This is a genomic window from Neobacillus sp. B4I6, from assembly GCF_050434045.1.
Classification (GTDB): domain Bacteria; phylum Bacillota; class Bacilli; order Bacillales; family Cytobacillaceae; genus Neobacillus.
This window is the reverse complement of the sequence record NZ_JBNPWB010000002.1, coordinates 5,819,957-5,845,666: the sequence shown is the minus strand read 5'-3', so window position 1 is coordinate 5,845,666 and position 25,710 is coordinate 5,819,957. Positions and strand designations below refer to the sequence as shown.

At 40.0% G+C, this 25,710-nt stretch carries 19 protein-coding genes and 2 pseudogenes; 6 read left to right on the top strand and 15 right to left on the bottom strand.

Annotated elements, in window-relative coordinates; translation table 11 throughout:
* Positions 1-105: 105 nt before the first annotated feature.
* A pseudogene (locus tag QF028_RS31020) lies at positions 106-432 on the bottom strand (NUDIX hydrolase); the annotation flags it as partial.
* Positions 433-1,030: 598 nt separating this feature from the next.
* The gene (locus QF028_RS31015) at positions 1,031-1,906 is read right to left on the bottom strand and encodes an ROK family protein (RefSeq protein WP_429471461.1); all 876 of its coding nucleotides are present in this window, start codon (positions 1,904-1,906) and stop codon (positions 1,031-1,033) included.
* Positions 1,907-2,988: 1,082 nt separating this feature from the next.
* Between QF028_RS31015 and QF028_RS31010 the strand changes: the two genes are divergently transcribed.
* The 3 genes from QF028_RS31010 to QF028_RS31000 all read left to right on the top strand — a co-directional run bounded on the left by QF028_RS31010 (position 2,989) and on the right by QF028_RS31000 (position 6,465).
* Positions 2,989-3,585 (top strand): DUF5317 domain-containing protein, encoded by a 597-nt coding sequence (locus QF028_RS31010; protein WP_429471459.1) that lies wholly within the window; start codon positions 2,989-2,991, stop codon positions 3,583-3,585.
* Between the two features lie 170 nt (positions 3,586-3,755).
* Entirely contained in the window at positions 3,756-5,597 is a 1,842-nt protein-coding gene (locus tag QF028_RS31005) for a bifunctional diguanylate cyclase/phosphohydrolase (protein ID WP_429471458.1), read from the top strand.
* A 478-nt stretch (positions 5,598-6,075) separates the two neighbouring features.
* Positions 6,076-6,465, top strand: coding sequence for a VOC family protein (locus QF028_RS31000; RefSeq protein ID WP_214997871.1), 390 nt, complete (start codon positions 6,076-6,078; stop codon positions 6,463-6,465).
* Between the two features lie 106 nt (positions 6,466-6,571).
* On the opposite strand, the gene QF028_RS30995 is transcribed toward QF028_RS31000, so the two are convergent.
* From QF028_RS30995 to QF028_RS30970, 6 genes and pseudogenes are all read right to left on the bottom strand, one after another.
* Positions 6,572-7,792 (bottom strand): benzoate/H(+) symporter BenE family transporter, encoded by a 1,221-nt coding sequence (locus QF028_RS30995; RefSeq protein ID WP_429471455.1) that lies wholly within the window; start codon positions 7,790-7,792, stop codon positions 6,572-6,574.
* Between the two features lie 265 nt (positions 7,793-8,057).
* Positions 8,058-8,657 (bottom strand): hypothetical protein, encoded by a 600-nt coding sequence (locus tag QF028_RS30990; RefSeq protein ID WP_429471453.1) that lies wholly within the window; start codon positions 8,655-8,657, stop codon positions 8,058-8,060.
* Between the two features lie 142 nt (positions 8,658-8,799).
* A pseudogene (locus tag QF028_RS30985) lies at positions 8,800-9,144 on the bottom strand (ATP-binding cassette domain-containing protein); the annotation flags it as partial.
* A 1-nt stretch (position 9,145) separates the two neighbouring features.
* A complete protein-coding gene (gene rbsD, locus QF028_RS30980; protein WP_214997880.1) occupies positions 9,146-9,541 on the bottom strand; it encodes a D-ribose pyranase in 396 nt (131 codons plus the stop codon).
* Positions 9,538-10,443, bottom strand: coding sequence for a ribokinase (rbsK, locus tag QF028_RS30975; protein ID WP_429471451.1), 906 nt, complete (start codon positions 10,441-10,443; stop codon positions 9,538-9,540). Before rbsK ends, rbsD begins: the two co-directional genes overlap by 4 nt.
* A gap of 12 nt (positions 10,444-10,455) precedes the next feature.
* The gene (locus QF028_RS30970) at positions 10,456-11,436 is read right to left on the bottom strand and encodes a LacI family DNA-binding transcriptional regulator (RefSeq protein ID WP_429471449.1); all 981 of its coding nucleotides are present in this window, start codon (positions 11,434-11,436) and stop codon (positions 10,456-10,458) included.
* 752 nt (positions 11,437-12,188) lie between these two features.
* Here QF028_RS30970 and QF028_RS30965 point away from each other — a divergent pair.
* The gene (locus tag QF028_RS30965; RefSeq protein WP_429471447.1) at positions 12,189-12,935 is read left to right on the top strand and encodes a GntR family transcriptional regulator; all 747 of its coding nucleotides are present in this window, start codon (positions 12,189-12,191) and stop codon (positions 12,933-12,935) included.
* A 339-nt stretch (positions 12,936-13,274) separates the two neighbouring features.
* Positions 13,275-16,964 carry a polysaccharide deacetylase family protein gene (locus QF028_RS30960; RefSeq protein WP_429471445.1) on the top strand — a complete coding sequence of 1,230 codons (3,690 nt, stop codon included), beginning with the start codon at positions 13,275-13,277 and terminating at the stop codon, positions 16,962-16,964.
* Between the two features lie 91 nt (positions 16,965-17,055).
* On the opposite strand, the gene QF028_RS30955 is transcribed toward QF028_RS30960, so the two are convergent.
* From QF028_RS30955 to QF028_RS30945, 3 genes are all read right to left on the bottom strand, one after another.
* Positions 17,056-17,808, bottom strand: coding sequence for a hypothetical protein (locus QF028_RS30955; RefSeq protein ID WP_429471443.1), 753 nt, complete (start codon positions 17,806-17,808; stop codon positions 17,056-17,058).
* A gap of 187 nt (positions 17,809-17,995) precedes the next feature.
* The gene (locus QF028_RS30950) at positions 17,996-18,283 is read right to left on the bottom strand and encodes a fibronectin type III domain-containing protein (RefSeq protein ID WP_429472628.1); all 288 of its coding nucleotides are present in this window, start codon (positions 18,281-18,283) and stop codon (positions 17,996-17,998) included.
* A gap of 333 nt (positions 18,284-18,616) precedes the next feature.
* Positions 18,617-18,922, bottom strand: coding sequence for a hypothetical protein (locus tag QF028_RS30945; protein WP_429471441.1), 306 nt, complete (start codon positions 18,920-18,922; stop codon positions 18,617-18,619).
* 401 nt (positions 18,923-19,323) lie between these two features.
* Here QF028_RS30945 and QF028_RS30940 point away from each other — a divergent pair, with 401 nt between their 5' ends.
* On the top strand, positions 19,324-21,540 hold the full coding sequence (locus QF028_RS30940; protein ID WP_429471439.1) for a glycerophosphodiester phosphodiesterase family protein: 2,217 nt from the start codon (positions 19,324-19,326) through the stop codon (positions 21,538-21,540).
* A 198-nt stretch (positions 21,541-21,738) separates the two neighbouring features.
* Here QF028_RS30940 and QF028_RS30935 read toward each other — a convergent pair whose 3' ends face one another.
* Genes QF028_RS30935 through QF028_RS30920 form a run of 4 tightly spaced genes read right to left on the bottom strand, consistent with a single transcriptional unit; the run spans position 21,739 to position 25,702 of the window.
* A complete protein-coding gene (locus QF028_RS30935; RefSeq protein WP_429471437.1) occupies positions 21,739-22,647 on the bottom strand; it encodes an alpha/beta hydrolase in 909 nt (302 codons plus the stop codon).
* Positions 22,648-22,669: 22 nt separating this feature from the next.
* Positions 22,670-23,986, bottom strand: coding sequence for an MmgE/PrpD family protein (locus QF028_RS30930; protein ID WP_429471435.1), 1,317 nt, complete (start codon positions 23,984-23,986; stop codon positions 22,670-22,672).
* A gap of 27 nt (positions 23,987-24,013) precedes the next feature.
* Positions 24,014-24,940: a glycine betaine ABC transporter substrate-binding protein gene (locus QF028_RS30925; protein ID WP_429471433.1), complete on the bottom strand. Its 927-nt coding sequence runs from the start codon at positions 24,938-24,940 to the stop codon at positions 24,014-24,016.
* A gap of 24 nt (positions 24,941-24,964) precedes the next feature.
* Positions 24,965-25,702 carry an ABC transporter permease gene (locus QF028_RS30920; protein ID WP_429471431.1) on the bottom strand — a complete coding sequence of 246 codons (738 nt, stop codon included), beginning with the start codon at positions 25,700-25,702 and terminating at the stop codon, positions 24,965-24,967.
* Positions 25,703-25,710: the final 8 nt, after the last annotated feature.

Sequence of the window (25,710 nt, the reverse complement as noted above, 5' to 3'; positions counted from 1 at the left end):
GAATATTTCCGAGTTAGGGCTGATTACTGAAATATCTCCAAAGAAAAACCCACCGTAACCCCTGTTCGTTCCATTCTTTTCACAACTAAAAAAAAGAAATTAAAATCAACACTCCACATAAAAAGGATGAAGTTTTTCGTTTAAACAATACTCGATTCTTTGCCTGAAATTATTCCAAGTGACCATTTCCAATGCTTCTTCAACTGGAAAGAAACCTACTTCCAAACTTTCTGAGGAAGTGGTCAGCTCTCCTCCGGTTGGTATCCCCAAAAATAATGTACTACATATCGATTGGCTCACATTTTGATATACACCACAAAATTTAATCACATCAATATCTATTCCGCTTTCTTCTTTTGTTTCCCTGATTGCCGCCTCCTTCAATGATTCTCCTTCTTCAACCTGACCACCAGGCATTTCCCATCCCCTTCTTTCACATAACCGATCCATGAAAGGACACAACTCGCCTATTTTCCCCAAATTCCCCTTTCAACCAATTGTTTGATTAAAAGTGCCTTCAACCCTTGATAAATAAGTATTCATACCTTCAAATTTATAAATTAATTGTTGAAAAACGACCTAAAAATAGGAGATAAATAGCCTTTGAACAATTATTGTCTATAAACGACAGCCAATCGACGTCATTCCATATATGCTATACTAATCAAACGTTTGGTTGAAACAGCTGTAAGTACGGTTCTATAGGTATTTTCCCTGTAAAAGGTGAGTGGATATTGTCGAGATTCGCAAAATCATTCCGCAGGAAATAACCCACCTTCCCACAAAATCTGATGGGTTTCTCTTAAACTTCCATCATTTTATTAATTTCCCGCCTTTTCTCTACTACACCAACGTTTAATTAAAGGTGGTGTTACCCCTCAAAATACCTGAAAGGAATATAGAAAAATGGCTTCATCATTTACTCACTCTCTATTTCAAGGCGTCCAGCCACTCTTCGTTAAGACCGGGAATTTATGAAAAAATAAAAAACGTAATAGATCACCTATTACGCTTTTTATTAGGATGAAGTTTATTTTTCAAGTCCGGCTTGAAGTAATGCTCGATGGGCAAGCAGAAGGGACCCCGTGATCCCGGCATTATCCCCTAGACCAGGACTCACAATAAAGCTAGAAAGCTCCGGTAAGGTGATATAATCGTTCAATAATTCCGGCAGGTACTTATAGATAGACGTGAATACCTGCTTTTGGTTCATGACGCCGCCACCAAGAATAATTTTTTTAGGAGAGAGAACCAGTATATATTGCATAAGTGCCTGTGCAATATAGTACCCTTCCATTTCCCATACTTCGGAACGCTCCACCAGATGGATTCCTTTTTCACCCCACCGGTCTTCAATCGCGGGTCCAGCCGCCAGACCTTCCAGACAATCAGCGTGGTATGGGCATTTGCCTTTGTATTCATCATTCGGATGACGTCTTACAAGAATGTGACCCATTTCAGGATGTGACCAACCTTGCAAGAGTTCCCCCTGTACAATCGCACCTGCTCCAATGCCAGTCCCAACAGTTATGTAAAGGCAGCTATCCAGGCCTTTTGCGGCACCCAGAACAGACTCACCCAATGCAGCAGCATTTACATCCGTATTGAATCCGACTGGAACCGAAAAAGCCTCTTTGAACGTGTCGACAAATGGGAAGTCCCTCCATGCTGTTTTCGGTGTCGTGGTAATCATTCCATAAGTTGGACTTTCCTGGTTCACATCAATCGGCCCGAACGAGCCAATTCCGATGGCTTGGATAGGATATTTTTTAAAAAATTCGATCACCCCAGGAATGGTCTCCTCAGGTACGGTAGTAGGAATCTTAAACCGCTCCAGAATCTTACCCGATTCATCCCCTACTGCACAAACAAATTTTGTTCCTCCTGCTTCAATGGCACCTAACATGTAAACTCCTCCAATTGGCATTATTTTAAATGTCTTTTTGATATATTTAAAAATAGCACAAAATAGAAGAATGGAGAAACCCGCTAGAACAAAATTAATTCACCGCATAAACTCATGTTATCGGCGAAAGTGCTCAAAAAACTATATTACTAAAATAAAATGAGCACCACACTAGCTGTTAGTGGTTTAGAATCTCTCTATGTGACCGAACTCTTCCTTTTTCTTCCTTCACGGTCACATAGAACCTCTCTATGTGACCGGACTCTCCATTTCCACCCGCCCGTTGATTATTTACTCCCAATCCATCCGATTAAATGACAAACCTCGCTTATTTCCCCCAAATTTCCCTTTCAATCAAACGTTTGATTAAAACTGCTTCCACCCTTAGATAAATAAGTGTTTGTCTCTCCAAATACGTAAATTAATTGTTGAAATATGAACTGAAAATGGGAAATAAATAGCTCCAGAGCCATTATTGTCACTAAACGACGGCCATTCGTCTAAATACCATATATGCTATACTAATCAAACGTTTGGTTGAAACAGCTGCAAGTACTAACCTATAAGGATTTCCTCTGCTAATGCAGGCGGGAAATTGTCGGTTTACGCGGGATCATTCCGCAGGAAATAACCATTATTTCCACAAAAACAGGCGGATTTCGCTTGAACTTACATCATTCTATTAATTCCCCCCCTTTTCCCTACTACATAAACGTTTGATTAGAAGTGGGTTCAGCACCTGCCATTCCTGGATTTATTTCTCTAAATGGCTGAAAGGTATGTCGAGAACTGTCTTTAATAACACCTCTTTTCTGGAAATTACTAATGAACAGCTGAGCACTCCACATAAAAAAAGCTATTCTATTAAGCTACCAGACGGTTTATTACGTGGGACAATCCCATGTAATAAGAGTATCCTTGTCAAGACATAAGAATATATACAAATTCGACACAAAACCAAGCAACATCCCCTTGCATTCGACGAATATCTTTGATTATATTATTGTGGGAATATTTTTTTTTTGTGGAATTTTCGAACTTCTTCTATTAGTTATATATTCTGGCATAGGTAGGTAACAACTATGGTATTTGACGGCATCATTATTTCGTTTATAGTAGGGTTTCTTCGAAAAGGGAATCTAAGAGCACTGGCACAGTTGAAGCTAAAGTGGGGATGGATCTTTCCTCTTCTATTGGTTGTTGAACTAGCCGTTTTTATGCTTCAAAATGATTACAAATTTCTGGGACAGTTAAGCGGATACATTTACATTGTGGTATATGTACTCGGTTTGCTATTTTTATTTATGAACCGCAATTACCAAGGATTTACTCTCGTTCTAATTGGTGTATTTCTCAATTTTTTAGTCATGGTGATCAACGGCGGAAGAATGCCGGTTTCATTGGAAGCTGCTGCAGTTTTGGATCCCGAATATATCGAAGTCCTTAAAGAAAGCCTATACGCCAAGCATACGATGCTAACATCTTCTACGTATCTTGGATTTTTGGGCGATGTTATTCCCATCACAGACCCCTATCCACGAACACAAATCATCAGTATCGGTGATATCGTTATGAATATTGGTATCTTCTTTTTCATCCAACATCTCATGGTTCATCATCCAGTCGCCAAAAAGAGTGAATACACACCCGCCTCCTTTAGAGGAGGTGAAAAAAGATGAAAAATGAACAAAAAAAAGGCATTAAATTAACTGGAATTCTTTTCAATGCAATCATTATCGGTTCAATTATTATTGCTTTAACATCTGGATATAAATTAGTATAAGAGTAGAATGGTAGGGAGAAGTAACTTTTTTTACTTCTCCTAAATTTATTTATGAGAGTGATGAGTATGCGTATTATAAAGACACCTGCAAATATATATCTTTTCTTAATTTCAGTCTTAGGTATTTTGTTTTTTACTTTCTCAATTAAAATCCCACAGTACTCTCAAATGGATTGGATTGTTATTTTTGCTTTTTCCGGTTCCATCTTATTGCTTAATTACTACACCGTACTGATTCCTCCAAAGGGTAATTCCCTTTCCATGGATTCTTCTATTTATCTAGCAAGTCTTTTTTTGTTTGGATTAAATACATCATTACTTGTTTTATTCATACATTCTATTGTATTTGCTTTATTCCAGCGAAAAATCGCCTGGTGGAAACATGTGTTTAACTTCTCTGTTTATTCTTTAATGATTAATAGTGCCTATTATGTTTTTATATATACAAATGGCATCACTGGACCGATCAGTGTCGATAACATTCTTTCCTATTTACTTTCTTTTTGCACCTATTTTGCACTAAATCTACTATTAGTTGGGATCTATTTCATATTGGCAACATCTGAAAACATCGTAAACTTTTTTAAGGAAATTATTGAAGAGACAGCTGCCACATATATTATCACACTTGTACTTTCATTAGTCCTAGTCATTTTAATGAAACCCGACGAATTATTCGGTCTGTCTCTTTTCACCTGTATTGCCTTTTTATTATCATTAGCATTTAAACAGTATTTTAATTTATATAAAGAGATTTCCGAGAAAGCCAACAAAGACACCCTGACCGGTCTCAATAACCACGGTTACTTTAAAGAAATTTTGGAAAAGGAAGTAGCTCTCGCAAAGGAAACGGATCAGCCTTTAAGTGTGGTCATCCTTGATATCGATGATTTTAAAAAATTTAATGATTTGTACGGGCATATTCAAGGCGATCATCTGCTCCAGGAATTTGGTGCCATTTTGAAAACCGAGTCCGACACGGCAAATTTTATCGTTGCACGCTATGGCGGCGAAGAATTTTCAATCATCATGCCAAACACCGATCGTAAAACCGCTTATTCGTTCATGAATGAATTACGGAAGAAAGTAAATGACACCTACTATAATGGGGTGGAACGTCTCCCATACGGCTGCTTGTCCTTTTCATCTGGGATTGCCGAATGTGAAAAGGAGACCTACAATATTTCTGAACTTTTGAACAGAGCAGACCAAGCCATGTATGCGGCGAAGAACCAAGGGAAAAATCTTGTCCAAATCTATAATGGGCTTTCCGAATATTCCGTTCATCACTCGCTTTCACTTGAAAAAGAGCTAGAGGAAGCGGAGTTTCAATTAAAGATCTTCCTCTCAAAGGATGTATATACCTATCGCCATAGTAAACGGGTCTACCAATATGCGGTTGATTTTTCACGGATGCTTAACTTAAGTGTTCATGAACGCAAAACGCTGATTCTTGGAGCTCTTATCCATGACATTGGAAAAATAGAAATCCCGCGGGAGATTTTAAATAAAAAAGGAAAGCTTGAGCCTCATGAATGGGAATTGATGAAGAAGCACGTAACCTATGGAAAAGAGATCATTTCAACGAATAAAAAATTAGAAGACTTGATTCCGCTAGTTGAACTCCACCATGAACGCTATGATGGGAACGGCTATCCATATGGCTTAGCAGGAAAATCGATTCCAAAGCTGGCGCGAATTCTCTGCGTGATCGATTCCTTTGACGCAATGACAACCGAGCGTCCTTATCAAAAAACAAAAACCTTCCATGAAGCAATCGCTGAATTGCGCAACTGCTCTGGAAAACAATTCGATCCTCAATTCATTGAACCGTTTATAGCGATGATCAAGGAGTTTGATCACTCCGGGGATGAACGGAAAAAAGAGCTTGTCACAGTGAATGGCTAATACCTTGAGTTTGTTCGAAAAAAACACCATGCTGCCACAACTGGTTAACTGCAATCCTCTTCCTTTGTGGGAAGAGGACTTTTTATGGGTTTCATAAATGACATTTTCCAAGAGATCCCATCTCAAGGATTAAGTTTCCTCTCTTTGATTCTACAAAACTCTCCAAAGTGTCCTTCGGCCGCTTGCCGATGGACAAAACTCTTCCTAGACACCAGCAAAATGTCCTTCGGATGGGTTCCGATGGACAAAAATATCCTTGGACACCCGTAAAATGTCTTTCGGACGGGTTCCGATGGACAAAACTCTCCTTGGACACCCATAAAATGTCTTTCGGACGGGTTCCGATGGACAAAACTCTCCTTGGACACCAGCAAAATGTCCTTCGGATGGGTTCCGATGGACAAAACTCTCCTTGGACACATGTGAATCACATATCTGTGTTATTATTGAACTAAATTTATGAGGGGGGATGACTGCGGTGATCCAATATAAAGAACTCCACCATGTTAGTCTAACGGTTACTGATTTAGAACGTGCCAAGCATTTTTATAGCAGCATCTTATGTTTAAAAGAAATACAACGTCCTAATTTTGATTTTCCTGGTGCCTGGTACGAAGTTGAGGGACAACAGCTCCATCTAATCGTTCTTCCTACATCACAAACGATTCGCCAAGATAAACGCCTGAGCAGCAGGGAAGGCCATTTTGCACTAAGAGTGAAGGATTACATAGAGACGCTGAATTGGCTGAAAAGTAAGGATGTTGAACTGTTAGAGAAACCTAATGGCATGAGCGGTTTTGCACAAATATTCTGTGCGGACCCTGATGGGAATCTAATCGAACTAAATGTCGATCAAAAAGACCTTTAGGAATGCCGGCAGCTGACGAACCTTCCAAAGTAAAAAGGAGAAGTGCGCGAACACTTCTCCCCTCTAACAACCTACCAATCTACGAGAGCGTGAGAGGTACAAAATTTTACGCTTCCACCGTCTTCGCAATAATGGCACCAACAACCAGCCCCCATACCGGTGCACTAATATGGAAAAATGATACTTGCGATAACGCGATGAGGAAAGCAAATAGGGCACTTAAGCGATATTTATTTTCGGAGAAACCCAGCTGCAAACTAGAAAGAAGGACGCCGATTAGCGCAAACCCTGCTAGCATCGATACAAAAGCATGGGGTAACGATTGGATAAATGGAACGATTTTCCAAGCAAAAACACCAAACAATAATGTCAAAATCCCTGATACCACTGCTGCCATATACCGCTTTGATTTTACCCCTGCATCCGAACTAGAACAGATGGCGGTCATCATGCCAGCAATATTCGCACTTTGCCCCCCGAAAAAACTGGCAATAATCGAAAACACTCCACTAAAAGAAACAATTTTTCGAATGGGCGGTTCAAAATCCGAGCTTTCTAGTGCGCCGATTCCAGGTGCCACATCATTACTTAAGATTAACATGGCCAGAGGCAGACCTAATGTGACCATCCCCATCCATGTAAATTCCGGCATTTGTATGGATGGTAGGAAAAAAGCAATCTCCTTAGATGAGCTTTGTAGATCTTGGGTTAAAAACAAAGTAATAAAAGCGACAACCACTGCGACCATAACGGCCGGGATCCGTTTTGAGATTTTCGTACTGATAAAAAAACTAAGCAAGGCGAATCCGCCTACTAAGGGTAACGCCTTAACGTCTTGGACAAGCTGAACAACGTAATTGGTGACCAGACCTGCCAGCATGGCTGCAATGACTTCTTTCGGAACCCATTTAATAATTTTAGTAAAAAGTCCTGACAACCCAATCAGCAAAATCAACAGCCCCGATATCACATACCCGCCAATTAGCTGGGGATAAGTAAAATGTGCTGTCACTGTCGCTAAAAAAGCAACCCCCGAAATCGAGTGAGCTCCGGTAATGGGAATTCTAAATAACAGAGGCATAACAATCCCTAACAACCCTCCAAAGAAATAGACGGCAAACATCCAATTGATGGTTTGCTGATTAGAGAAATGCCCTGCCGCTGCTGCCTGCAGAATGATTAACGCTGGACCTGTCATAACTAAAGTACTAGAAATTAATCCAGAAGATACGTTTTGAGTCGTTAGATCTTGAAAAATTGATTTCCCTTTATTTTCACGTAATGGTTCAATTGGTTGCTCACTAATTAATCTATTTACCTGCCCCATTTTTTCTCCTCATACCCTTCTTCAAATAAACGACTTTTATTGTTAGTTTAGACAACCTTCTACAAAATGTATAGGACCAAGGCAATCTTCGACAACCTATTAAAAACTCACTGGCAGCCCTTATCATAACAAAAGGGATGGGGAATAAACTAGAGGAAAAAATAGCTTAAAAAGGGGAAAGGTGCATTCTCGCCGGTTCTCGAGACTGCACCTTTTTTTCTTTTAGCCTTTGATGGCTTACTTTTCCAAATAATCCGCAAACTAATTAAAAGTTTGACCTAATTGCAGGTATTATTTCAGTTACTATTTCATAAATAATACCACCTGACATCACAACGGCTGGTACAATGAGAAGGGCGAAAAAAATGTAAGTGTATTTCAGTCTGCTATTCGATCGTTCCACCCAATTCGTAACCCGATCTACTAACCTAGCTAACAGCAAACCTCCAAAAAGGAAAAGGAGCGAAAATAATGTGATTCCTAATGGAGCTTGAGGTCCAAACAAGTCATTATCAGGGTTGGATAAAAAAAAGGAAATCCCCAAGATAACTAGATTCATACCTCCGTAAATAAAACCTTTACGCACCCACCCTGATGGTAAATAACGGTGAACAAACGTATAGACGATACTGTTAGCCAATGAAAAACCGATCCCGAGTAATATTAACAAAAATGTCCCTTCAAACGTAAACCCTCCGGCCATATGAGGAAATACCATAGCAATGATTTTCATGATTAGGCGTAGTAATAGTCCTGAAATAATTCCAGTCACAATGGCAGCAAAAAAGCCAATCCCTAAATTTTTGGCTATAAACTGTATGGGTTCCGAAGCTTTGGTCCTGACCTGTCGCTCTATAATGTACACCCCCTTTATCCTTGAAAGCTCAGCATTATATTATTGATACTAAAAAGAGGGGTGGATAATACCTTTAGTAACAAAAAGATTTTTTTATATCAAAGCTGGAGTATCCATTTTTTTTAACTCTACGGGCATCATACCCTTCCGTAATCCCAAACCTGCCGACCGTCAGCTCTTTGCCGAGAAACATATTTTCATAGACCGTTAGATAAGGGATAATATTTAACTCCTGATGAATCACAGCAATTCCTGTTTGTTCTGCTTCCTTCGGATTTTTAAAATGAACTTCTTTTCCTTTGATAAAAACTTTCCCAGCATCCCGTTCGTAAATACCGGTTAATATCTTAATCAATGTCGATTTCCCTGCGCCATTTTCCCCCATCAGGGCATGGATTTCACCTCGTAAAAGCTGAAAATCGACTTGATCCAACACCCTGTTTCCAGAAAACGATTTGCTGATACCCTTCATTTCGATGATAGGTGTGAGGCTCATATTAGAAAATCACTCCTGCGTGTAAAATGATATTGGCATAGGGAGTTGCTTCACCGGTGCGAATTACCGCTTTCGCATTCTTCGTTAACGCCTTTAGTTCTTCATGGGTAAGATAGGCAATTGGAACACCATTTACTAGATTCGTAACCTGCGCCTCTACTTCTGGATTCTGATCTTTGATTTCATGAGCAAGGGTTACTTTTTCCACCGCCATATCCGCTAATATCACTTCCAGTGTTTCTATAAACGATGGGGTCCCTAGGCTAAGAGCAAGATCAATTCGGATCGTTTCTTCCGGGATTGGCAGGCCGCAATCTGCAATCACGATCGTATCCGTATGACCAAGCCTTGAAAGGACTTCGGAAATGTGACTATTTAATATGCCGTATTTCTTCATAATTCTTCCTTCCTTTCCCGTAAAAACGTCCGAACCTCTTCCATCGTCGGCATGCCGCCTTGGGCACCAAGCTTGGTAACCGAAAGGGCCGCAACCGCTGTCGCAAACTGGCAGGCCTCCGCCAAAGACGCCCCTTGACTAATCGAATACGCGAATCCTCCATTAAAAGAATCCCCTGCACCCGTCGTATCGACAACATCTACTTTAAAACTAGGAATCTCTACTTTTTCCTCTTGAAAAAAAGTAATCCCCTTTGAACCTCTGGTAATAATACATTTCTTTAACATTGCTTGCCGTTCTTGCTCCGTCCATTCGACCGAATCAAAGAGTAATTGTTGTTCATACTCATTCGGAGTAAGATAATCGACCTTTTCTAGCAATTCCTTCGGAAGCGGCTGAATCGGTGCAGGATTCAAAATCACCTTTACCTGATGCTTGTGGGCAAGCTCGACTGCTTTTTCGACACTTTCAAGTGGTATTTCGAGTTGAAGCAACAAGATATCACTTTTTGCAATCACGTCCTCAAACGATGCCACAAACGCCGGTGTCACATGATAATTCGCACCTGGAATCACAATAATCTGATTCTCTCCATTCGAGATGGTAATCGCGGCGATTCCTGTTGAGGTATCTGTAACCGGTTCCACATTGTCCACATTGACACTCTGTTCTTTCAAATGCTTCAATAGGTCCTGGCCAAATAAATCCTTGCCGACACAGCCAATCATCGTCACATCCGCGCCTAATCTTGCAACGGCAACGGCCTGATTAGCGCCCTTTCCTCCAGGAATCGTATGAAAGGATTCCCCCATCAACGTCTCTCCAAGAATCGGTACTCGGTTGGTACTCGTCACTAAATCCATATTGATACTGCCGATGACAGTTATTTTTCTATTCTTCAAATGTTATCACTCCTAATCCCTTGTAGATTGGCCTTTCATTAATGAAACTTCAAACAGATGATCAAGCTTCGGAACGGTCTTTCCTTCAATCAGTTTTAGCAACAGCTCACCGGCTGTAGAGCCTAGTTCATAAATCGGCTGAGCCATCGTCGTGATTTCAGGACTGGTTAATTGGCTCAGTTGGATCCCATCAAAACCGATTAACGATAGATCGTCTGGTACCCGAATCCCCAGCTTTCTAGCCGCCTTTAAGACGCCTACTGCCATATAGTCGTTCCCTGCAAAGATCCCATCAATATCAGGATTCGTAATCAGTAACCTCGTGGCTGCCTCTGTCGTCTGCTCCACATGATAATTTCCATCCACCACTAAATCCGGGTGAAACCATGATTCGTGCTCCACCTCAGCTAAGTAGCCTTTATACCGTTCATCCGCATTGCTAATGTCGTGCGGACCGCGAATATGAGCAATCTTTTTGCAGCCAATCTTCTTCAAATACTGAACCGCTTGCCTTGCCCCTTCCAAATTGTTAACCGAAACGGAGGGAAGGTCGCTACTAATTGGCCTGTCTAACGCCACGATTGGGATGTCTCTATTTTTAATATGCTTAGGTGTCAATGTACTCGTGACAATAATAATTCCATCCACATATTTCTGCTTCATGACATCCAAATACATGATTTCCTTTTCCACTTGCCCATCCGAATTACAGAGAATCAATGTATATTCCTGACTGCTCATCACATCTTCAATCGCTCTTGCCACTTCAGGAAAGAACGGGTTCTTAATATCCGGAACAATCAGGGCAATCGTCTTCGACTGTTTCTTAAAAAGACTTCTGGCCACCTCATTTGGCACATAATTTAATTCCGAAATGGCGAGCAGAACCTTCTTTCTGGTTTCCTCGTTGATATAACCTTTATTATTTAAAACTCTAGAAACAGTGGCAACAGACACGTTTGCTAAAGCTGCTACATCCTTAATCGTGCTCATGCTGTTCACTCACTTCCCTTAATGAAAAATTTCTCATTTATTTTATGTAACCCGTTACATATTCTTTTAAAAAAAGCTCTTTTATACCTGGCTGTTGATTTCCGCTCCAGGCGCTTCGCTTTCCGCGGGCGGTCCGGGGAGCCTCCTCCGGCGCTAGAGATGAGCGGGGTCTCCCCTGCCCCGTCCTCCCGCAGGAGTCTTCGCGCCTTCCGCTCCAATCAACATGTGCCAAAATCAACAATGAGCTTTAACATAGCCTAAAAAAAAGGTCTTATCATTTTGTGTAACCCGTTACACATACTTCTAAAAAAAAGTGGTTGGTACCCTACTGAAATCTCAGCTTGTGTAACCCGTTACATACTCTTGTAAAAAAAGGTGTTGTTATCACTTTGTGTAACCCGTTACATACTGGTCAAAAAAATATCGATCCATCTCTTTTTGTAATCGCTTGCATTTACAAGTTTATTTTAGGGGCTATTATATTTGAAGTCAATACTTTTCTTATTAATTATTTTACAATAATTTAATTGTTACATTATTCTTCACATTTCGTAATATATTTACTAACCTTCATTAAATTAAGTAAATAGAACGATAGATCCCCTTCCTTACTGCCTTGCCAATCTGAACACCAATTACTTTCGACAAATATCGGGCGGTGCCTGTGTAACCGGAAAAAAAGCGCTTGCATTATTAAAATGTTCTATTATAATGCTTGTATACAAGTATACTCCTTAAGAGAAGGTGAATTTATGGCTGAATCAAAGGAATTTCTTTATCCTGAAAAATGGCTTTCAAAAGCTTCAGCTGGTGATCGTGTAACATCCGAGCTTAGAATGCGTATTATTTCGGGCATGATAGTAAGCGGTGCTATCCTATCTGAAAATAAATTAGCTACCGATTTTGGTGTGAGCCGCTCACCCATTCGAGAAGCGTTAAGAATACTTGCATCTGAAAATATCATCCGATTAGAAAGAATGGGTGCGGTTGTCATAGGTTTAACAGAAAAAGAATATGCAGAAATTTATGATGTACGTTTACTCATTGAAACGTTTGTGTTTGAACGGCTAGTAAGGATGGACACGAATGAATTAGTAATGGAACTTAATAAAACACTAGAAATGATGAAAATTGCCATAAAATACCGAGATGCTGATGAGTTTTCCTATCAGGATGTCCTATTCCACGAAACAATTATTCGGTCAATCAATCATTCCTACATCCTGATGATCTGGGAAAATTTGAAGCCTGTGATGGAAAGCTTGATTGTTCTATCCATGCGCAGTCGTTTTAAAGAAACGTATGAAGACTTTACAAGGATCATCAATAATCATCAACTGTATATTGATGCGATCAAAGCAAAAGATCGAGAGCTCATGATTAAGTCGTTACATGAAAACTTTGATGATGTTCAAGAGAAAGTTGAAGACTTATATATGTCCCAACAGATGCTTTCGAAAAAATCTGATAAAATCAAAAAAATCAGTAAAAAAATATAAAAATTTCTTAATTAATTTAAGCTGAAATATATATAGCCAATTCAATGGCTTAGTATATTTCAGCTTTTCTTTACAACATATATCTAAATGAGGTTTTTACATTTACACAAAATCCTCCTCAATTGCCATTTAAAATTAAAAAAACTTTATCCGCCTACCCCCAAAATCTTTAAATGATTATCTAAGTGTTTGGAGATGGTCATTTTTTGTCGAAAAATCTGCCCGCGAGATTGTAGGATAACTTTCAGTTAACATTTTTTACAAATTCAACAGTATAAAATCAATCTATTACAATAGAACGATACATTTTTCAACACTACACCTATAGGAGGAGTCAAAGTGAATCGAGTTTTTAGGTGGATTGTTAGATCATTATTTGCTCCTGTCACAGGAAATGCAGGAGCGGTTGCAAGTACACTTGGTTTTTTCATGGGGTTTTTCCCTTTAGATAGTTTTAGAATTCCATTATTGCTTGTTCTTTCACTTTTGTTGCGTCTTAATATCATTGCCTTATTTCTTGGAACGTTGATTCCGCTTTTTATACCAAAGATGAATCATTTACCCTTCCTCGATATGCGTGTATTGGAGGATTACTGGTTATTTTCTACCCTGAAGTCAAAAATACAGCTTTCACAAACTTTTGTCTCGGGGGTTCTAGGAGGCTTGATTGGCCTTGTCTGCTACTTTATTTTCCATTGGTTTTACAATTTAGGGCTGAAAAAGAGGGAGAGAAATCAAGAACATGTTTTTCTTGATCCAGCCAAAAGACGCTGGTCTATTATCAAACGAATGAGTGCAGGCTTTACGGTTTTAATTATTTTAGTATCGACTATTTTTATTGAAAGTCTTAATACGAACCCAGAATTTCCTGAACTACAATTGAATAAAAGCGCAGTAAAGAGCGGGATCGAGCCGATTAATAAAAGTTTCAGTACAGAACAGCTTGCCACTCAGTTTCAAAAAACGAGTCCTTCCCCTCTTATTCAAAAAAGTATCGGGCAATCAAACAAAAAACAAGAAGTGTATGGTTTTTACGTCGATTGGGACAAAAACAGCCATACTTCTTTTAAAAAGAATAGCGATTCGATTACAACATTAGTGCCGGGGTGGATGCAGCTTACTCCTGGCCTTACCCTAAAAACCAGCACGGACAAGTCCATTATTGCAGAGGCCAAAGCCCATAATATAAAGATTCTCCCATTAGTGAATAATTTTAGTCATAATAAATGGGATGGCGAAGCTCTTCACCGCTTATTTATTACTCCTGGTGCTGAAGATCTTTTTATTAAAAAGATGTTGGATTATGTGAGAACAAATGACTTTGACGGAATTAATATAGACTTTGAAGATATCCATCCAAAGGACAAAGATGATTTCACACATTTTATCGATAAAGTTCATGAGGCGTTTCATCCACATGGTCTTATGGTTACACTGGATGTTCCACCGAATAACAACAGTTTTAACTATACTTCTTTAGCAACGAATGTTGATCGGATGATTGTCATGCTCTATGACCAGCACCATTCGATGAGTAAACCTGGACCTGTGGCTCCATCTGATTGGGTAAAAGAGAACTTGAACCAGCTCCATATTCCTTCTGAAAAATTGATTGTGAGTTTGGGAAGCTTCGGTTACGACTGGGAAGAAAACTCCCATCAGCCCGCAGATACGGTTGCTTTCGGCGATATCATGGATTTAGGAATTGGGACCAACCTCCAAATCCAATGGAATAAACAAATAGGTAACCCTTATGTACGCTACAAAAGAAACGGAAAAAACCATGTTGTTTGGTTTTTAGATGCAGCTTCATTTTATAATCAAATGAAGTTAGCGATGGATCACGGTTCAAGAGGAATTGCGGTTTGGCGACTCGGTTCTGAAGATCCTTCAATCTGGAATTACCTGAATAAACCAAAGGAAATAACCGATCCATCCCATGCCCTTCAAACCTTGGTCAGCCCTAAGCCTGTTCACTATACAGGTGCTGGAGAGATTTTAAAAATTGCCTCTCCATCAGAAAAAGGAAAAAGAACGATTCAATTAGATTCACATGGGTTGATTCAAACCGAAACCTATCGTAAATTACCAAAGCCTTCCGAGGTCGTTCGGTATGGCCAACCAAAACGTAAGGAAGTCGTCCTTACCTTTGATGACGGTCCGGATCCAACCTATACACCACAAATATTAGACATTTTGGACAAGAATCACATAAAAGGAAGCTTCTTTATCATTGGAGAGAACGCACTGCAGCATCCAGAACTGGTTAACAAGATGTATAAAGAAGGTCACGAAATTGGTAACCATACCTTTACCCATCCGGATGTTGCATCGATCACACCATTTCAAACGAGAATGGAGCTAAATGCAAATCAGCGATTATTTCAAGAAATTACCGGTCATTCGATGACTCTTTTCCGTCCGCCGTATGTGGCTAATGCGGAACCGAGCACAAAGAGCGAACTGGAGCCAATCTTGCGAGCACAGGATATGGGTTATACCATGGTCGGTGAATTAATTGACTCAGACGATTGGCAAAGACTTTCTAGTGATGAAATTGTGAAGCGGGTCTTGGATCAGCTTCCTGAAGGAAATGTGATTTTGATGCACGATGCTGGCGGTAACCGCTCCAACACGGTAGAAGCCTTGCCTACGATTATTAAAGAACTCAAACAGCGCGGCTATACATTTACCACCATTGCTGATCTAACTGAAAAAAATAATAGTCAGATTATGCCCCCTGTTAAGGACAGCCCTTATTTGGTCTATGACAAGGCTGTTTTCATGGTGCTACAAGGCTGGCACGTAGGATTAAGCTTCCTGTTCTACTCAGCGATCCTGTTAGGAATCTTGCGATTGGTTATCTTTATTTTCCTTTCAAGGAAGCAGGTAAAAAGATATAAGGAGACCGTGATCGACCCTGGCTTTACCCCTTCTGTCAGCGTCGTGATTGCTGCCTATAACGAGGAAAAAGTAATTTGTAAAACAGTAGATTCTATTTTATCGAGCGATTACCCAGCTTTTGAGGTACTGATTATCGATGACGGATCAAAGGATGATACGGCTGGTGTCGTTCAAGAAACTTATGCAAAACATCCTCTTATCAGATTAATAAAAAAAACCAATGGGGGAAAATCTTCTGCTGTTAATCTTGGTTTTAAAGAAGCAAACGGGGAAATCGTGGTGGCTCTTGACGCGGATACACTTATCGCGGAAAATGCCATTTCATTACTTGTTAACCATTTTAAAAATGAAAAGGTTGCTGCGGTTTCAGGGAATGTAAAGGTCGGCAATAAGGGGAACCTTCTTACAAACTGGCAGCATATCGAATATGTAACAGGCTTTAACCTAGAGAGAAGGGCTTTTGCCGCTCTCAATTGCATTACGGTTGTACCAGGTGCAATCGGTGCATGGAGAAAGACGGCGGTAGAAGAAGCTGGATACTTTCAAGAGGATACACTGGCAGAGGATACCGATATCACACTTACCCTTTTACGCCAAGGGAAAAAGATTGAATTTGAAGAAAAGGCATATGCCTTTACAGAAGTTCCGGAAGATATTAAAAGTCTGGCAAAACAGCGTTACCGATGGGTTTATGGTACCTTACAATGCTTATGGAAACATCGGGAGGCTTTATTTAATAAAAAACATAACTCATTAGGATTTATCGCCCTACCAAACATGTGGCTTTTCCAATATATTTATCAAACCATATCGCCTATTGCAGATATCTTGTTTATTTTAGCCCTGTTTAACCCGCACCCTGAAAGAGCAGCGATTGGATTTATTCTTTTTTACTTGCTGGATTTCTTAACTTCTCTCTATGCGTTTCGCTTGGAGAAAGAAAGTCCCAAACCACTAGTCTCATTGTTTCTGCAACGAATCTTGTACAAACAGCTTATGACTTATGTAGTAATAAAATCCATCTTCTCAGCAATAAAGGGAGTAACCGTTGGCTGGGGTAAACTAAAACGCAAAGGTAATGTAACTCAGGATACCTCGATTGCGAAGGTTAAGGAAACGATGTAATGGATCTTCATACAGGTCTTCCCCATTTGGGGAAGACTTTTTCTCTGCATATAAAAAGGATCACCATCATTCGGTGATCCTTGCGGATAAATTACATTTTCTTTCCATTGTTTTCTTTTGTATCCCTACGGCTCTCAGCAGTTTCTTTTGCTTCTTGAGCGACTTGTTGTCCACGGTTGGTTTTTGTTGTGGTTGCAGTAGTTTTCGTCGGTGTAGTCATCGCAGGTTTTGAAGTTGTTGTTGGTGCTTTTGTACTTGTCGCAGGTTTCGTTGTTGCACTTGCTGCAGGTTTCGTTGTTGCACTTGCTGCAGGTTTCGTTGTTGCACTTGCTGCAGGTCTCGTTGTTGCACTTGCTGCAGGTCTCGTTGTTGCACTTGCTGCAGGTCTCGTTGTTGCACTTGCTGCAGGTCTCGTTGTTGTAGCAGTTCTCGTTGTAGTGGATTTACTCGTTGTTGTTGGTGCTTTTGTGCTTATTATAGGTATCGGTGTTGCAGCAGGCTTTGTGGTTGTTTTCACATTCGTATTAGCAGAACTGGTTGTAGTTCTACTGCTGGATTTTTCTATATTCTGTTGAATGGCTGCTACTTCCATATCATTGGTATTCCTATTTTTTAAAGATACTTGGATAACAGGACGGTCCTTCACATTCGCTGCTGGCGTTTGAGGTTTGTCCTTTTTTTCTGCCGGGTTGATTACATCTGCTTTTTTTCGGTCTGCCGATATAGGTATAGCCATTTCTTTTGTTAATCGTTTAATAGGTTGACCTAACAAAGCGTTGGCGGCAGAAAACGTAACAGATCCCGCTAATACCATGGCAATGGCTCCCTTGGTTATTTTAATCATGTTATACCCCTCGTGTTTTTTTGTGTGTTCATACTAATAGAATACGAACGATCCAAATGTCTTATGGGGGTGAGAAAATAGAGTCTATTAAAATTCCCAATGCAAGCAAAAAAAGTGCTGCTCTTCATGTCTCAAGACAAAAGAGCAGCACTTTTCTTTACCTTAAATCATTCACTATATTCTGTTATCACTTAACAACGTTAGAAATACCCTCGTTTAATCCGCCAACCACTTTCACTCGGAACTGGTAGGAGGTATTTTCCAACAACCCTGTCACTACTGCATTGTTTGAGCTTACTATAACCGGCTGCTTTGTTGTCGCAGTGCTCCATGTTACGCCATTATCGCTGGATTGCTCAATTTTCACTTCCGTTGCCTTGACAGCAGCTATCCAGCTAAGCGTAGCTGTATCTTTTGTTTTCTGCTCTTCAGATGTCCAGGAGCTTCTACAACAATAGCGATTGGATCTTTTGATATCGGAATTTTCTTTACTGAGAAATAACCTTGTGCTTGATCAATAGTTCCTTTTGTTTATGTACCTGAGCTTTTGCGTAAATAGAACTTGGGGGAATTACACAAATTAACGAATCATTTTGGAGGAATTGATGATTATAATATTTTACCAGTTTCATAAACTGTACGGGCAGGCGAAGCCACAACCACACTAAAAAATATGACCCAGAGCAGGAATCAACATACCTTTTTAAAAAGGAACCACTGGTAGCTGCTAAAACCAGCATTTGTGCCCATACATCATGCACCAACAGCTACCAATTTCCCACCAGCCAAAGCAGCGTGTGGCAAAAACTTAGCGTAACCCCACGAATCTTTTATGTTCCTTAATAATAAGCTGAATAAATCTTTCGCGCTCCTCTTCACTACTTTTGAGAATTTTAATATTTTCAGGCTTCCTTAAGAAGTGCTTAACTCTCTTGTTATGCCAAATGATGTAATTGTATCGAACATCTTTATTCAGGTTGGAAAACCATTCTTCTTCCTTTAATTCATCGATGTTTTTTTCTAGTTTTGACATCGGAGTAGGGAAAATTACCTCCACTAGACCACTAATCAAATCACCAATCAAATCAACCAAAAAATCACTAATGATTATCATAACTGCTCCTTGCCCTAAAATAGATTTTTCCCAGCAATTTAATAATATTATTGGAGGGGTTGGAAGTAAACATTCGTCCTTGGAGAAAGATATCCCTCGCACCAGGCCTTTTTAAAAAGAAGCAGCGGATACTTGCCTGGCGAGTAGTCTAAAAATACTCCGCTCAATATGAAGGAATGAAGAATGAATACAACAAACGCCGGGAGGAAATGCACATGCTCTTTAAACGTTTATAGGTAATTATCCCTGTAAAAATAGTTCCATTTTCATTATTTCATTTATAAGAAAAAAGTATTGTTTTAGTGCGCTTTACTAAATATTAACATTCTATCAATTACGGCTTTACAATTCTCCTATACTTTTAAATTGAAATACATAAACTTATAGGAGATGAATTGAAAATGAAAAAGAGTTTAATAGCCGGATTAGCTTGTCTGTCACTTTCGGTAACAGCAGCGGCTCCTTACGCTGTTTTCGCCCATCCCATTCAAAGCACTGCTACAGATAATGGACAATCGACTTTACGACCGCTTACCTCTGATGTAGCGGTAATTGCTCATCGCGGTGCATCTGCCTACGGCCCGGAACATACACTCGCCGCCTATAAGCAGGCGATGACGATGAAGGCGGATTATGTAGAATTCGATTTACAAATGACAAAGGACGGCCAATTGATCGCCATGCATGATGAAACCTTGGCGAGAACTACCAACGTAAAGGAACTTTACCCAGACCGCGCACCTTGGCGGGTAAAGGATTTTACTCTCGAAGAGATCAGCCGACTGGATGCAGGTTCGTGGTTTAATAAAACTTATCCAAATATGGCGAAAACTGAATACATCGGACAGCATGTGCCGACACTCGAGGAAGCAATTGAATTTGTCAAAAAACATGGTAACGGAAAAGTTGGCCTTTACATGGAAACAAAAGCGCCAAACGTTTATCCAGGGATGGAAGAGAAAGTAATTGAAATCCTGAAAGAAACCAATGTACTTGATGACGAAAAGCTTTTTCTCGAATCATTTAGTGAGGAAAGCCTTCGTAAATTAAAAACTCTTGCCCCTAATGTAAAGCTGATTCAACTGTATTCAGGAAGTATGCTGGCAGGCAAGGATGTATATCAGGAAATGAAACGGATCTCTGACTATGCAGCCGGCGTAGGTCCTAGTAAGGAGCTTGTTGTGCCAAAACTAATAGAAGCCGCTCATCAGAATCAGCTTCTAGTGCATCCATGGACAGTCAATTCAGAGGACGATATGGTCTCCTTGCTTTCCCTTGGTGTGGACGGAGAGTTCACAAATAATACTGACCAGCTTGTGGACTTACTGGAAAAGCCGTATATTTCACATGGAGTGGCAAGCGGAGATATAACGGATTCATCAGCGATTTTATGGGCCCGCGCAAATGTTGATGCAAGAGTTCAGTTTGAAATTTCAACCGACAGCAGTTTTAAACACGATACAATCGTCAAAACGAGCCATGCAGATGAAGCACATGATTATACAGTAAATGTAGAGGTTAACGGATTAAAGCCTGATACTACTTATCATTACCGGGCCCATGCAGTTTCCAGCCAGTACACCGTAAATGGTTCATTCAAAACAGCACCGGAGGAAAACAGCTTAAAGCCAATGTCAATCGTTTGGGGCGGAGATACTGGCGGCCAGGGAGAAATACCGCCATATAAATCTTTCAAAGCGATGTCAGCAATCAATCCAGATTTCTTCCTGTTCAGCGGGGATACCATCTATGCTGATAATAAGACACCGGCTGTTCCTAACCCTCCATCTCAAACCGTTCAGGATTTCTGGGCGAAATATAAGGAGAATCGTACGGATGCTGGATTACGCAGCCTTTTACAAAAAACAGGAACGTTTGCTATATGGGATGATCATGAAGTGACCAATGACTTTTCAGGTCCTTCCCAGCCGTTGACTTCAGCGGGGTTGGGTGCGTTTAAGGATTATTGGCCAATTTCAAGTGAACGCAGTTCAGCGAACAAGCTTTATCACAAGTATTCTTGGGGTAAAGCAATGGATATGATCATTCTTAACAACCGCGGCTACCGCTCTCCAAACACCATGGCAGATGGGCCTGATAAAACAATGCTCGGTGAAGAACAAGTGAAATGGCTGGAACAGCAGCTTCTCGAATCTGATGCCAAGGTTAAATTTGTCGCGACTTCCGTGCCAATCTCCGTTCCGACTGGAAAAGCAACTGCCAGGGATGGATGGGCAAATGGTAATCAAGTAAACCCTAATGATGTAACAGGATATGAGAACGAGTTCAAAAAAATCTCGGATTTTATCATTGAAAAAGGAATCAAAAACGTTTATTTCGTCACAACCGATGTCCATTTTGCCGAAGTCATCAAATATGATGCCAATCATGACGGCAAAACAGATTATCACGAATTAATCAGCGGTCCGATTGGAGCAGTAAAAATCAATCCTGGTACATTGGATCCTACCTTCGGTCCTGAACGCTTGTATGCGGAAGGTAATTTCTTCAACTTCGGTGTGTTCCATGTAGATCCGGCAAAAAATCAAGCAGGCGTGGAAATTCGCGATGAAAATGGAAAAGTCCATTTCAGCCATTCTTTCCAACTAGAAGATTAACTTAACTGTTCTAGTTAAAAGAAAACCGGGCAATTGCCCGGTTCTTTTTTGACTATGAATTACCTCTTGTAGAGCGATTTTCTTTTTACACAATAATGAGCCGGTCTGGCATCCATTTCATCAGAAAAGGAAACTCAGCTTCCAAGGGTCCTCTATGATACATAAATTTCAATTAGAAAGATCTAAAGCGGCAAGAAATTAGTTAATTTTTTCCAATTTAGTATAACTTAATTCTTTTCCAAAGAAGGATTCAAGCTGATTAATTAAATCCTTGAATACAGGATGTCCATGATACATAAAGTCATTATGTTTGCCATCGATAATGTATAGCTGTTTTGGTTCTGTTGCTGCTTCGTAAAAATGAATGGATTCATCTACAGGATGAAGAAGATTATCTTTTCCATGTGCTACGAATAGTGGACATTCAACGTCCTTTGCCACTTTATCAGCATTCAGACTAATAATGGAATCCGTAAATTGTAATTGTGTTAGTTTGCCAAATGGAGATAAAATGGCTAGTTCTTTCTGGACATAATCATTGGTTGCTGGATCTAATGGATAATGAATAAATGGGTCCTCGTTTTTAGAGCTTCCTGTTGTAACGCGAAGAATACGATCTTCTTCAATCATCTTTTTGATTTCCACCCACTCTACATAGGAGTGGATGGATTTTAGCCATCTTTCTCCATTGAAGAAACCGTTTAAAGCTGCAACCGCCTTAACTCGATCATCCGATGCCGCTACACGTACAACGTTAGATGCACCCATTCCCCAGCCGATTAATCCGATGTTTTCAGGATCAACCTCTTCCTGGATCTGCAAGAAAGTAATGGCATTTTTAATATCTTGTACTTGTTCATCTAAAATGACTCTTCCTTGCGGCCCCTCACTTTGTGCAAATCCGCGGTAATCAAACCCAAGGCAAACATATCCAGCCTCAGTCAAATTGCGGGCAAACAAACGAGGATAGAATTCATTAAAGCCATTGTAGCCAGAATTAGGGATGATAGCCGGTCTTTTTTCACCTGGTTGATAATCGTCTGGCAAATAAATGGTCCCCTCTAATTTAAATCCTTCACTATAAAAGCTAATTTGGCGTTCTCTCATTATTATTTCCTCCTAATTTTCATCAATTTGATAATTTTTCACTTAAAATGTGGATGGTCTTAAGGTCCTCGATATTTTGAATACAATTAAATAAATCCTCACAACGATTAGTCCCTAAGATGGGCTCTACTAAACTATTAAACTTTTGTCTCTTTTCAATCGCAGATAGTGGATAATCATAGTCTCCCTTTGCTTGATGGACCCCAGAAACGTATAGATTCCCCTCAAGATCTTCCAATTCTATTTTGCTAAGAGCCTTATTTGGGAATTCACTATTCAGGTCTTCACTCTCATAAACTTCAATTTTATCCATGATATTTAATATCTCTGGATGATCCAATTCATTTAAGACTTGATGGGGTCCTACCTCACCGGAATACAGATAAGCGGCAATCGGAAAGGTTAAGTTATATTGTGCTTCTTCTGTATTCTTTGGATGGGTTCTGCTTAAACAAGCTGACTCGGCAAAAGTATAAACTTTTATTCTATTGACATTAACCGATGAGATATCATATTTTTCTAGCAATTCCCTTAACGCTTCTATTCCTGGCTGGGCCCACCTGCAGCAGGCATAGGGCTTATAATAAAGTTCATCAATCCTATATAACTGCCCAAGTTCTTGTAAGTACGGAACAGCTTCCTCCATTTCAAACAGAGAAGGATTCCCGGAAAAGCCCTCCTTTGCTAGGTAGGAAGCACTGATTCCAGTCATACATCCCCAACCAATCCCGTCCTTCAACATGGAAGGTTTTTCAATACAGCGCATCATCGGTGAATAGGTAGATTGGTATTCAGCAATACCGAGAGCTTGATGAATTTCATTTGTAGATAAGCCTATCACCCTGCCCACCCCAGCTGCTGCGCCAATAGCTCCCCATGAACCAGTACAATGATATTCAGGACGAAGCTGGTGGGCAAGAATTCCTGCTCTAATTGCCACTTCATAGCCAATCAGTAAAGAAGTCATAAATTCTTCGCCAGAAATAAGGTATTCCTCAGACGCAGCTAAAACGGCTGGAAAAATAATCGCACCTGGATGACCCTTTACAAGGCGATGCCCATCATCCATATCCAACGCATTAGCTGACGTTGCATTAACTAAGGCAGCTCCCGTAGCATTTACTTTATGAGAAGTCATGATAATAGAGCTAGCTCCAGACCCATACTGACTTCTGACAAACTTATTCACTATTTCAAATACATTTGTTTTAGTCCCTGCAATCGTACAAGCAATAATATCTGCAAGTGTCTCTTTTAATGATTGCTTTATCTGGTTGGAACCCGATGTATAGGATTCTTCCGTTATATATTTCACTATTTTGCTAGGAACAACAGGCAAAAATATCACTTCCCTATTTGCTGCCCTTTATTTTTTTATTAGACTTTCCTTTTCTAACCACTCGCGGCTCACTTCCGTGACATCTTTATGTTCTATATCCACTGCATAATTGAGGGACATCATGGTATCATTATCAAGCAGGTCAGCTAGTTTATTAAGCAGCTTAGGAAGTTCAGGGTTTTTATCGACTACTTTCTGACTTACAACTGGAGCACCGTTATAAGCTGGGAAAAATTTCTTATCATCTTCGAGATCCACGAGCTTAAAGCCCTTGATACGACCATCAGTAGCGAAGCCAACCGAGACATCAACTTGCCCATCCTTTAAAGCATTGTAAAGCAGCCCAGAATCCATTTTGACAACGTTCTTTGAAGGAAATTCGAAGCCGTAAAGTTTTTGTAAACCTTTCACTCCGTCTTGACGAGCATAAAACTCTGCATTAGAAGCAAACTTTAATTTTTCTGGATTTTTTTCTACTAACTTAGCTAAATCGGAAATCGTTTTTACACCCAATTTATTTGCTGTATCTTTCTTCATCAAAATGGCATAAGTGTTGTTAAAGTTTGCTTTGTTTAACCAAGCGATTCCGTTTTTCTTATCGTTTTCCTTTACTTTTTCATACGCTTTATTAGAATCTGTTTCTACTTCTTGTTTTTGATAGACTACTAAACCAGTACCTGTATATTCCCAATACGTATCAATCTGCCCATTTTCTAACGCTGAGCGGACGACAGTACTTCCCATATTGCTTGCTTCCTCAACATCGAAGCCGTTTTCTTTTAAATATATGGAAGTAATTTTAGATAAAATATGTTGCTCCGTAAAATCCTTACCTCCTACCGTCACTTTACCTTTGCCAGAATCACCTCCTTCATTATTTGAAGTTGAACTACTACAAGCTGCTAAAGAGAATAGCATCACAACAGCGAAAAACAGGGACATAAATTTTTTCATTGGTAGTACCTCCTTATATGGTAATTATGCTGCTTCAAGTGTTCTTTGGAGACCTCGTGGAATGATTACCTTTTCGAGTCTTCCTAATAAAAAATCAAGAAGGATGGCTAAAATAATGACGGGGGCAGCTCCTGAAAGCATGATTCCAGTATCATACAGGGAAATTCCTGTAAAGATTAAATCCCCTAAACCACCGCCCCCAATTAGGAAGGCTAAAGCTGCCGTCCCAACATTTATGACTGCTGAAGTTCGAATTCCTGCCATTATCGCATACATGGCATTGGGAAATTCCAATTTAAAAAAGATTTGTTTTGAGGTCATTCCCATTCCTTTCCCCGCGTCAATGATAAGTGGATTGATGTTCTCAATCCCTGCGACCGTATTTCGAAGAATAGGAAGTAAGGAATTAAACCAGAGCGCGAAAACCGCTGTTTGCCAGCCCAGTCCAAAGTAGCTCATGACAAGTGCAAGAATAGCTAAGCTTGGTACCGTTTGGCCTATATTGGCAAAGTTCATCACGATCCAATCATATTTTTTAAATTTGGGACGAGTAATCATGATACCTAAAGGCACGGCAGTAGCAATCGCAAGAGCTGCAGAAATACCAACTAATTTTAAATGCTGTCCTGTTAAATAGAATAGATCGCCTGGGTTATCCATGATGAACTGAAAGGCACCAGCGAAGTATGCCCAGCCTAAAATAGCAAGAACGAATATAATTAGACAAACCTTCACGATTTGTTCTGTTTTTTTTCCAGTCAAGACCCTCC

Excerpts from the sequence above, each read along its gene's own strand:
- QF028_RS31010 (WP_429471459.1), top strand. The coding sequence starts at position 2,989 with ATGGTATTTGACGGCATCATTATTTCGTTTATAGTAGGGTTTCTTCGA.
- QF028_RS30945 (WP_429471441.1), bottom strand. The coding sequence starts at position 18,922 with ATGATAATCATTAGTGATTTTTTGGTTGATTTGATTGGTGATTTGATT.
- QF028_RS30925 (WP_429471433.1), bottom strand. The coding sequence starts at position 24,940 with ATGAAAAAATTTATGTCCCTGTTTTTCGCTGTTGTGATGCTATTCTCT.
- QF028_RS30965 (WP_429471447.1), top strand. The coding sequence starts at position 12,189 with ATGGCTGAATCAAAGGAATTTCTTTATCCTGAAAAATGGCTTTCAAAA.
- QF028_RS30955 (WP_429471443.1), bottom strand. The coding sequence starts at position 17,808 with ATGATTAAAATAACCAAGGGAGCCATTGCCATGGTATTAGCGGGATCT.
- QF028_RS30940 (WP_429471439.1), top strand. The coding sequence starts at position 19,324 with ATGAAAAAGAGTTTAATAGCCGGATTAGCTTGTCTGTCACTTTCGGTA.
- QF028_RS31005 (WP_429471458.1), top strand. The coding sequence starts at position 3,756 with ATGCGTATTATAAAGACACCTGCAAATATATATCTTTTCTTAATTTCA.
- QF028_RS31015 (WP_429471461.1), bottom strand. The coding sequence starts at position 1,906 with ATGTTAGGTGCCATTGAAGCAGGAGGAACAAAATTTGTTTGTGCAGTA.
- QF028_RS30995 (WP_429471455.1), bottom strand. The coding sequence starts at position 7,792 with ATGGGGCAGGTAAATAGATTAATTAGTGAGCAACCAATTGAACCATTA.
- QF028_RS30970 (WP_429471449.1), bottom strand. The coding sequence starts at position 11,436 with ATGAGCACGATTAAGGATGTAGCAGCTTTAGCAAACGTGTCTGTTGCC.
- rbsD (WP_214997880.1), bottom strand. The coding sequence starts at position 9,541 with ATGAAGAAATACGGCATATTAAATAGTCACATTTCCGAAGTCCTTTCA.
- QF028_RS30935 (WP_429471437.1), bottom strand. The coding sequence starts at position 22,647 with ATGAGAGAACGCCAAATTAGCTTTTATAGTGAAGGATTTAAATTAGAG.